Consider the following 11424-nt stretch of genomic DNA (forward strand, 5'->3'; position numbering starts at 1 on the left):
GGGCGGTGCGAGCCCTCGCCGACGACGGCGTGACCACGTTCCTGGAACTCGGCCCGACACCACACCTGACGTCGTCCGTCAACGACACCCTCGACACCCCGGCGTGCGTCCCCACCCTCCGCCCGAACGAGCCCGAGCTCCGGACCCTCCTCACCGCCGTGGCCACCCTCCACACCCGTGGCACCCCCCTCGACTGGGCCGCCCTGCTGCCCGGCGGTCGGCGCGTCGACCTGCCGACCTACGCCTTCCAGCACCAGAACTACTGGCTCCTGCCCGACCCGGCCGCGGCCACCGACGCCACCGGGCTCGGCCTCACCAGCCCCGGGCACCCCCTCCTCGGCGCGATGACCGAACTGCCCGACACGGGCGGTTACCTGTTCACGTCCCGGCTCTCCCCGCGGACGCACCCGTGGCTGGCGGACCACGTCGTCGCCGGAACCGTCCTCATGCCGGGCGCGGGCTTCGTCGATATGGCGCTGCACGCCGCGCGGGAGACCGGCTGCGCCGGTGTCGAGGAGCTGATCATCGAAGCGGCCCTGCCGCTGCCCGAGGAGACCGCGGCCGATGTGCGGGTGACCGTACAACCCGCCGGGGACGACGGGAGCCGCGGCTTCACCGTCCACTCGCGCCCCGCCGGAAGCGAACCCGGCGCCCCGTGGACGCGGCATGTGGCCGGAACCCTGGGCGGCGCGACCGGTGAAGCGGCGTCGTTCGACCTCGCCGTATGGCCGCCGCAGGGCGCCGAGCCGCGCGACGCCGCCACGCTCCACGAGACGCTGGCCGCGGCCGGCTATGACTACGGGCCGGCGTTCCAGGGCCTGCACACGGTGTGGGTGCGCGGCGAGGAGATCTTCGCCGAGGCCGAACTGCCCCAGGACCGGCACGACGAAGCCGCGCGCTACGGCATCCACCCCGCGCTGCTCGACACGGCACTGCACGCCAACACCTTCCGCGGCGAGGCGGACGCGGGCCAGGGCCGGACACTGCTGCCCTTCGAGTGGAGCGGTGTCCGGCTGTACGCGACCGGCGCCGAGCGGGTGCGGGTGCGGGTCGCCCCGGCCGGAGGGCCGGACCGGATGGCGTTCCAGCTCGCCGACGCCACCGGTGCGCCCGTCGCGTCGGTCGACGCGCTCGTGCTGCTGCCCGTGGACAACGACCGGTTCGGCGGCGGCCGGCGGGGCGACCACAACGCGCCGCACCGTGTCGAGTGGACCGAGGTCCCGTTGCCCGCGGCAGAGGGCGACTTCGACGCCGTACCCGTCATGAGCGCGGGGGACGTCCGCGAACTCGCCGAGGCGACCGCTTCCGGGGCGCCCGCGCCCGGCGTCCTGCTGTGCGAACTCACCGGCGACGGACCGGAACCCGCCGCCGTGCACGCCCTCACCACGGACGCTCTCGCGGTCGTCCAGGCGTGGCTGGACGAGCCGGACCTGGAGGACAGCAGGCTGCTGGTGGTCACCCGGGGAGCCGTGAGCACCAGGCCCGGTGATCCGGTCACCGATCTCGCGGCGGCAGCCGCCTGGGGCCTGCTGCGGTCCGCCCAGTCCGAGAACCCGGGGCGGCTCGTCCTCGTCGACATCGACGAGGAGTCCGCCGGGGCCCTGCCGGCCGCGCTCGCCTCGGGCCAGGGACAACTCGCCCTGCGCGACGGCCTGGCGTGCGCTCCCCGGCTCACCAGGAACCACGGCCGCCTCCTCCCGCCCGCCGGGGCCGAGGCGTGGCGGCTGGAGACCGAGGGCGGCGGCACCCTCGACAGCCTCGCCCTGCGTCCGGAACCCGCCGCGCTCGCCGAGCTCGGCCCGGGGGAGGTGCGGGTCGCGGTACGGGCGGCCGGACTGAACTTCCGTGACGTCCTCATCGCGCTCGGCGTCTACCCGGGCCCCGCCTCCATGGGCAACGAGGGCGCGGGCGTCGTCATGGAGACCGGGGCGGACGTCACCGCGTTCGCGCCGGGAGACCGGGTCATGGGCATGTTCCCGGGTGCCTTCGGTCCGGTCGCGGTCGCCGACGAGCGCAGCCTCATCCGCGTACCCGAGGGCTGGACGTTCGAGCAGTCCGCGACCGTACCCATCGCGTTCACCACCGCCTACCACGCGCTGCGTGACCTCGCCGACGTGGGGGAGGGCCGGTCGATCCTCATCCACGCGGCCGCGGGCGGCGTCGGGATGGCGGCCGTGCAGCTGGCCCGGCACCTCGGGGCGGAGGTGTTCGCCACGGCCAGCCCCGGCAAGTGGGACTTCCTGCACCGCCTCGGCATCGACGCGGCCCACCTGCACAGCTCGCGCACCCTCGACTTCGAGCGGCACTTCCTGGACACCACCGAGGGCCGCGGCGTCGACGCCGTGCTCAACGCGCTCACCGGCGACTTCGTCGACGCCTCGCTGCGGCTGCTCGCGGACGGCGGACACTTCGTGGAGATGGGCAAGACCGACCTGCGGGACGCCGAACGCACGGCCTCTGAGCACCCCGGTGTCGCCTACCACGCCATCGACCTCGGCACCGGGGACAACACACGCATCCACGAGATCCTGGCCGAGCTCGCCGTCCTGTTCGAGCAGGGCGCCCTCCAGCCGCTGCCGCTCACCGCCTGGGACCTCGCCGACGCCCGGGACGCCTTCCGGTACATGAGCCAGGGCCGGCACATCGGCAAGAACGTGCTGCTTCCGCCGCGTCGCCTGAACCCGGACGGCACCGTCCTCCTCACCGGCGGCACGGGGTACCTCGCGGGCATCCTCGCCCACCACCTCGCCGACCGCCACGGCGTCCGCAAGCTGCTGCTCGTGAGCCGTCGCGGTGCGGCTACGCCCGGCGCCGACGCGCTCGCGGCCGGGCTCGCCGAACGGGGCGTGGACGTATGGATCGAGGCGTGCGACACGACGGACCGGGAGGCACTCACCGCGCTGCTCGCCACCGTCCCCGAGAGCGCCCCGCTCACGGGTGTCGTCCACGCGGCAGGCGTGCTCGACGACGGTGTCGTCACCACCCTGACCCCGGAGCGGGTGTCGGCCGTGCTGCGGCCCAAGGTGGACGCCGCGTGGAACCTGCACGAACTCACCGAGGACCTGGACCTCGACGTGTTCGTGCTGTACTCCTCCCTCGCCGGGCTCCTCGGTGGCCCCGGCCAGGGCAACTACGCCGCCGCCAACGCCTACCTCGACGCCCTGGCCCAGCACCGCGCGGCCGGGCACCGGGCGGGGCTCTCCCTCGCGTGGGGCCTGTGGGAGCAGGGCGGCAGCATGACCGGCCGGCTCAGCGAGGCCGACCGGCAGCGACTCGCCAGGGGCGGCCTGGTGCCCCTCACCGCCGAGGACGGCATGGCGCTGTTCGACGCCGCCCTGCACGGCTGCGAAGCGGTGAGCGTGCCCGTGCGGCTCGACCTCGGCGCCCTGCGCGCCCAGGCCGAGCAGGGCGCGCTGCCCGCGCTGTTCCACGGGCTCGTCCAGCACACGCGTCGCGCCGCCAACTCCGAGGGCGACACCGCCGACGGGCTCGCCCAGCGGCTCGCCAAGGCCGGGCGGGCCGACCAGGAACGCATCCTGCGCGATCTCGTCACCGCGGAGACCGCGACCGCCCTCGGCCACGCCTCGGCCGACGCCGTCAACCCCGCCCTGCCGTTCAGCGACATCGGGTTCGACTCGCTCACCGCGGTCGAGCTCCGCAACCGGCTCACGGCCGCCACCGGCGTCAAGCTTCCCGCCACGCTGATCTTCGACCACCCCACGCCGAACGCGGTCCTGGCGCTGCTGATCGCGGAACTCGGCCAGGACGTCGACGACGTCGCCGTACTGCTCGCCGGACTGGACGGTATCGAGGCCGGCCTCGCCTCGATCGAGCCCGGCGAGGCCGAACACGCGCAGGTGCGCAAGCGGTTGGAGGCCCTCGTCGCGCAGTGGGACGCGCTGGGCGACAGCGTCGCTACAGCCGACGGCGGCGAGGTCGACCTCGACGCGGCCACCGACGAGGAGATGTTCGAGCTCATCGACAGCGAGTTCGGCGAGTCCTGAGCACCCGCGCCCTGCGTCCGCGCTCCGCCCGACGCGCCCCCAGCCCTCCCGAGACAGCACCCCCTCACTTCCAGGCACCACCGAGGAGATCACCGCCATGGCGAATGACGACAAGCTTCGCGACTATCTGAAGCGTGTCCTCGCTGACGCCCGCCGTTTCCAGAAGCGCGTGCGGGAGCTGGAGGGCGAGCGGCACGAGCCGATCGCCATCGTGTCCATGGCGTGCCGGCTGCCCGGCGGGATCTCCTCGCCCGAGGAGCTGTGGGACGTGCTCGCCGCGGGCCGCGACGGCATGAGTGCGTTCCCCGCCGACCGCGGCTGGGACCTCGACCGTCTCTACCACCCGGACCCCGACCACCCAGGCACGACCTACGCCCGGGAGAGCGGCTTCCTGCACGACGCGGCGGAATTCGACGCGACGTTCTTCGGGATCTCGCCGCGTGAGGCGCTGGCCATGGACCCGCAGCAGCGGCTGCTGCTGGAGACCTCGTGGGAGGTGCTGGAGCGGGCCGGCATCGACCCGACCTCGCTGCGTGGCAAGGACGTCGGCGTCTTCTCCGGTATCACCTACCACGACTACGCCACGGGCGGTGGCAAGGTTCCCGACGGAGTCGAGGGCTACATCGGCACCGGCGTCTCCAGCGCCGTCGCCTCGGGCCGTGTGGCGTACACGCTGGGGCTGGAGGGGCTCGCCGTCACCGTGGACACGGCGTGCTCGTCGTCGCTGGTCGCCCTGCACCTCGCGGCGCAGGCACTGCGGTCCGGCGAGTGCTCCCTGGCGCTGGCCGGTGGCGCGACGGTGATCTCGACGCCGGGGCCGTTCATCGGGTTCTCCCGACAGCGGGGGCTCGCCGCCGACGGGCGCTGCAAGGCGTTCGCGGCCGGGGCCGACGGCACGGGCTGGTCCGAGGGTGTGGGCGTGCTGCTGCTGGAGCGCCTCTCGGACGCCGAGCGCAACGGGCACCAGGTGCTCGCGGTGATCCGCGGTTCGGCGGTGAACCAGGACGGCGCGTCCAACGGCCTCACCGCTCCCAACGGCCCCACCCAGCAGCGCGTCATCCGTCAGGCCCTCGCGGCCGCGCGGCTCGCTCCGTCCGACGTCGACGCCGTGGAGGCGCACGGCACCGGCACCACGCTGGGCGACCCCATCGAGGCCCAGGCGCTGCTCGCGACGTACGGACGGAACCGTCCGGAGGACAGCCCGCTGTGGCTCGGCTCCGTCAAGTCCAACCTCGGCCACACCCAGGCCGCGGCGGGCGTCGCGGGCGTCATCAAGATGGTGCTGGCGATGCGGCACGGCATCCTGCCGAAGACGCTGCACGTCGACGCACCGACCCCCGAGGTCGACTGGTCGGCGGGAGCGGTGGAACTGCTGACCGAGGCGCAGCCCTGGCCCGGGAACGGTCACCCCCGCCGCGCCGCCGTCTCCTCCTTCGGCATCAGCGGCACCAACGCCCACGTGGTACTGGAACAGGCGCCGCAGGCCGAGAAGACCGCCGAGGAGCCCCGCAGGCCCCTGCCCGTCGTCGCCCTGCCGCTCTCCGCGCGCGGCACGGCCGCCCTGTCCGCCCAGGCCCGCCTCCTCGCCGCCCGTCTCACCGACGGTGACACCGACCTGCTGGACGTGGGCTACTCCCTCGCCGCCACCCGGGCCGCGCTCACCGACCGCGCGGTCGTCATGGCGGCCGACCGGGAGGAGGCCCGTACGGCGCTGGAGGCGCTCGCCGAGGGCCGGAGCCACCCGCGGGCGGTCGTCGGCACCCCCGTACCCGGCGGCCTGGCGATGCTGTTCACCGGTCAGGGCTCCCAACGGGCGGGTATGGGAAGGGAGTTGTACGAGGCCTTTCCGGTGTACGCCTGTGCGTTCGACGAGGTGTGTGAGGCGTTGGACCGGCATCTGGCCGGTCATGTTCCGCATGGTGTCGCCGAGGTGGTGTTCACGGATCCGGAGGGTTGGCTGGACCGGACGGTGTACACGCAGTCGGGTCTGTTCGCGGTGGAGACCGCGCTGTTCCGGCTGGTGGAGTCGTGGGGTGTCGTTCCCGATGTGGTCGCGGGGCACTCGATCGGTGAGCTGACGGCCGCGCACATCGCCGGTGTGCTCGACCTGGAGGACGCGGCGAAGCTGGTGGCCGCGCGGGCGCGGTTGATGCAGTCGCTTCCCGCCGGAGGCGCCATGATCACCACGAGTGCTCCGGAGCCGTACGTCACGGGCCTGCTCAGCGGCGACCTCGCCATCGCCGCGCAGAACAGTCCCGCCAACACCGTCGTCTCCGGTGACGCCCGGGAGATCGCCGCCCTGCGTGACGTACTGGCCGAACAGGGGTACCGGGTACGGGAACTGACGGTGTCCCACGCGTTCCACTCACCCCGCATGGAACCGGTCCTCGACGAGTTCGCCGAGATCGCCGGAACCGTCACGTACCACGAGCCACGCATCCCCGTCGTGCCCAACACCACGGGCCTGCCCGCGGAACCCGGGCAGCTCACGACGCCCGAGTACTGGGCGCGACACATCAGGCAGACGGTGCGCTTCGCGGACACGGTCACCACACTGACCACCACCCTCGGGGTCACGACCCTCCTCGAACTCGGCCCCGCCGCGCACCTCACCACGGCCGCCACCGAGACGATCAGCGACGGCAGCGCCCGGTGCCTGCCCACGCTCCGTGCCGACCAGCCCGAACCCGGCGCCCTGCTGACCGCACTCGGCGGGCTGCACACGCGCGGAGGGACCGTCGACTGGGCCGGCGTGTACGCGGACACGGGCGCACGCCGTACCGAGCTGCCGACCTACCCCTTCCAGCACGAGCACTTCTGGCTCGTCCCCGAACAGGGCACGGACGCCACCGGCCTGGGGCTCACGGCGCCCGACCACCCGCTGCTCGGCGCGGCGGCCGAGATCCCCGAACCGGGCGGGTTCCTGTACACGGCGCGGCTCTCGCAGCGCGTCCACCCCTGGCTCGCCGACCATGTCATCGGGGACGCGGTCATGTTCCCCGGCGGCGGCTTCGTGGAACTCGCCCTGCACGCGGCACGTGAGGCCGGGTGCGACGGGATCGGTGAACTGACCGTCGAGGCACCGCTGCCGGTGCCCGAGCGCGGTGGCGTCGATCTGCGGGTGACGGTCCGGCCCGCGGCCGACGACGCCTGGACCTGCGTCGTCCACGCCCGGCCCGCCGACGCCGCTCCGGGCACGTCCTGGACCCGGCATGCCACCGCCGTGCTGACGGACCCGCCCGCGCCCCGGGAGCGGCAGGGAGACGGCGAAGGCGAGTTCATCGGCGAGGTCGAGCTGCCGGACGACGAGCACGACGACGCCCTCCGCTACGGACTGCACCCGGCACTGCTCGAAGCCGCCGTGCGCGTGGGGGACGCACACGCCGGAACGCAGCCGGTGCGCTGGAGCGGGGTTCGGCTGTTCGCCACGGGCGCGACCCGGCTGCGCGTACGCGTCGCCCGTGCGGCGGCCGACCGGCTCTCGCTGTGGCTGGAGGACTCGACGGGGGCGCCCGTGGCGTACGTCGACGAGGTGCTGCTCGAAGCCGTGGCGCCCGAGCGGGCGTCCCGCGCCGCGCCGACTCCGTACCGACTGAGCTGGACGCAGATCGCTCAGCCCACCGCGGCGGCACTGGACGCGGTGACGGTCCACTGCGCGGCGGACGTCACCGCGCTCGCCCATCGCGAGGACGAACCGGCGCCCGCGTACCTGCTGTTCGAACTCTCCGGCGGGGATGACGCAGAGAGCGGCGAGGGGGCGGGCCTCACGGACATGCCAGGGGCTGTGGGCGGCCTGACCAGCAGGACCCTGAGCCTGCTTCAGGCGTGGCTCGCAGAGCGGGCGTTGGAGGACACGGGCCTCCTGGTCGTCACCCGGGGTGCCGTCGCGGTCGGGGACGGAGGCGGGATCACGGACCTGGCGGCAGCGGCCGCGACGGGGCTCGTGCGGTCCGCGCAGTCGGAGAATCCCGGGCGCATCGTGCTCGTCGACCTCGACGACGGTGGTCCGGACGACGTGCTGGGCGCGGCCGTGGCCTGCGACGAACCGCGACTCGCCGTTCGGGGCGGGACGTTCCTCGCACCGCGGCTGACGCGCTCCGGCCTCGAACCCGAGCCCGAAGGCCGCGCCGAGTCCTCGGGCACCATGCCGCCCCTCCACGACACGGTGCTCATCACCGGTGGCACCGGCGCACTCGGACGGCAGGTCGCCCGTCACCTCGTCACCCGCCACGGCATCCGCAGCCTGGTTCTCGCCGGCCGGTCCGGCCCCGCGGCGCCCGGAGCCGCGGAACTGCAAGGCGAACTCACCGCGCTCGGCGCGAGCGTCCGCATCGAGGCCTGCGACCTGGCCGACCGCGCGGCGGTGGCCCGACTGCTCGGATCCATCGAGGACCTGAAGGCCGTCGTGCACGCGGCCGGCGTACTCGACGACGGCGTCGTCACGGCCCTGAGCCCCGAACGCCTCGCACCCGTCCTGGCCGCCAAGGCGGACGCCGCCTGGCACCTCCACGACCTCACCCGCGACCACGACCTCGACGCCTTCGTGCTGTTCTCGTCCCTTTCGGGTGTCATGGGCGGCGCCGGACAGGGCAACTACGCCGCGGCGAACGCGTTCCTCGACGCGCTCGCCCAGCACCGCCGGGCGGCGGACCTGCCCGCCACGTCCCTCGTCTGGGGCATGTGGGCCGACGGCATGGCCGGCACGCTCGACACCACCGGCACCCGGCGTATCGCCCGCGGCGGCATCGCCCCGCTCACCACCGAGGAGGGCATGGCCCTGCTCGACGCCTGCCTGACCGGAGCCGACGTGGCGCCCGTCGTCGCGAAGCTGGACCACGTGGCCCTGCGCGCCCATGCCGCCGGAGGCGTCCTGCCCCACCTGTTCCACGGTCTTGTGCGCGCGGGCCGCCGAGCCGTCAATGTGACGGCCGACACGACCGGTCTCGCCACCCGCCTGGCCGCCCTGAGCGCCTCGGACGCCGAACGCGCCCTGCTGGACCTCATCCGCGGTGAGGCGGCCACGGTGCTCGGCCATTCCGGCGCCGACCACGTGGGTGTCCACCACGCGTTCGCCGCGATCGGCTTCGACTCGCTGACCGCCATCGAACTGCGCAACCGGCTGGCCGACCGTACGGGCGTCCGGCTGCCCGCGACCCTCCTGTTCGACTACCCGACACCGGCCACCCTCGCCGCCCACCTCCGGTCGGAACTGGCCGGTGACACCACCGCCGTACGGGGCGCCGACACCGCTCCGGCCCCCCGCGACGACGAACCGATCGCGATCGTCGGCATGGCCTGCCGGCTCCCCGGTGGCGTCTCGTCGCCCGACGAGCTGTGGCGACTCGTCAGCGAGGGCGGCGAGGGCATCACCGACTTCCCCGCCGACCGGGGCTGGGACCTCGACGCGCTCTACGACCCGGACCCCGACCGGCCGGGCACCTCGTACGTCCGGTCGGGCGGGTTCCTGACGGGCGCGGGCCGCTTCGACGCGGGCTTCTTCGGGATCTCGCCGCGTGAGGCGCTGGCGATGGACCCGCAGCAGCGGCTGCTGCTGGAGACGTCGTGGGAGGCGTTCGAGCAGGCCCGGATAGACCCGGTCGGGCTGCGCGGCAGTGATGTCGGTGTGTTCGCCGGCGTGTCCGCGCAGAACTACGCCGTCCGGCTCGGCGCGACCGCCAGGGACCTGGAGGGTTACATCGGCACCGGCAACGCGGGCAGTGTCGCCTCCGGCCGGATCGCCTACACCATGGGCCTTGAGGGCCCCGCGGTGTCCGTCGACACCGCCTGCTCGTCGTCCCTCGTGGCCATCCACATGGCGGCGCAGTCCCTGCGTGCCGGTGAGTGCTCGATGGCGCTCGCGGGCGGTGTCACCGTGATGGGCACCCCGGACACCTTCGTGGAGTTCTCGCGGCAGCGCGGCCTGTCGGCGGACGGCCGTTGCAAGGCGTTCGCCGCGTCCGCGGACGGTACGGGCTGGGCCGAGGGCGTCGGTGTCGTGGTGCTGGAGCGGTTGTCGGACGCGCGGCGGAACGGCCACCGGGTGCTGGCCGTCGTCCGCGGTTCGGCGGTGAACCAGGACGGCGCGTCGAACGGTCTGACGGCGCCGAACGGTCCGTCACAACAGCGCGTGATCCGCAAGGCGTTGACGGCCGCGGGCCTGACGGCGTCCGACGTGGACGTGGTGGAGGCGCACGGCACGGGCACGACGCTCGGGGATCCGATCGAGGCGCAGGCCCTGCTGGCGACGTACGGGCAGGGGCGGCCGGAGGGCCGGCCGCTGTGGCTGGGCTCGCTGAAGTCGAACATCGGGCACGCCCAGGCCGCCGCCGGTGTCGCCGGTGTGATCAAGATGGTGCAGGCGATGCGGCACGGTGTGCTGCCGAAGACGCTGCACGTGGACGAGCCGACGCCACAGGTGGACTGGTCGGCGGGCGAGGTGGAACTGCTGACCGAGGCCCGGGAGTGGACGCGGGAGGAGCGTCCGCGGCGGGCCGCCGTGTCGTCGTTCGGTGTCAGCGGGACGAACGCGCATCTGATCCTGGAACAGGTCGTTGAGCCCGAGCTCCGGGAAGAGCCTGCCGTCACGGACCCGGATGTCGTCGCGCTGCCGTTGTCGGCGCGGAGCGGCGCTGCTCTGCGGGACCAGGCTCGGCGGCTTCTGTCGTACGTGGACGAGCCGGCCGGTGCGCGGCTTGTGGACGTGGGCCACTCGCTGGACGCCACCCGTGCCGCGCATCCGTACCGCGCCGTGGTGGTGGCGACCGGCCGTGCCCAGGCGCGGGCGGCGCTGGGGGCGTTGGCTCGCGACGAGGAGCACCCGGGTGTGGTGTCCGGGACCGTGGGTGTGGACGGGAAGGCGGTGTTCGTCTTCCCCGGGCAGGGGAGCCAGTGGGTCGGCATGGGCGCCGAGCTGCTGGATGCCTCGCCCGTGTTCGCGGAGCACATGCGCGCGTGTGCCGAGGTGCTCGATCCGCTGACCGGCTGGTCGCTGCTGGAGGTGCTGCGCGGCGGCGGTCTGGAACGTGTGGATGTGGTGCAGCCGGCGACGTTCGCGGTGATGACCGGTCTCGCGGTGCTGTGGCGGCACCACGGTGTCGTGCCGGACGCGGTCGTCGGGCACTCGCAGGGGGAGATCGCGGCGGCGTACGTGGCGGGCGCGCTGAGTCTCGCCGACGCGGCGAAGGTGGTGGCGCTGCGCAGCCGGGCCATCGCCGGTCAACTCGCCGGACTCGGCGGCATGGTGCACTTGAGCGTCGGTCAGGAGCAGGCCGTCGAGCTGCTGGAGCGCTGGGCCGGGCGTCTGGAGGTCGCGGCGGTCAACGGCCCCGCGTCCACGGTCCTGGCGGGTGACGTCGACGCTGTGGACGAGCTGCTGGCGCACTGCGCGAGCGAGCGCGTGCAGGCCAAGCGGATCCCGGTG

General features: G+C 73.9%; 2 protein-coding genes. Both read left to right on the plus strand.

The genetic code is table 11. The features are described 5' to 3' along the window. Positions 1 to 4004: KR domain-containing protein (locus tag SMA5143A_RS24145; RefSeq protein WP_146193940.1), on the plus strand; the 4004-nt coding region annotated here is incomplete at its 5' end. Positions 4005 to 4101: 97 nt separating this feature from the next. Beyond that, the coding region (locus SMA5143A_RS24150; RefSeq protein ID WP_146193941.1) for a type I polyketide synthase at positions 4102 to 11424 on the plus strand (7323 nt) is incomplete at its 3' end.

This window comes from Streptomyces sp. MA5143a, assembly GCF_900290235.1.
In the GTDB taxonomy this organism is placed as follows: domain Bacteria; phylum Actinomycetota; class Actinomycetes; order Streptomycetales; family Streptomycetaceae; genus Streptomyces.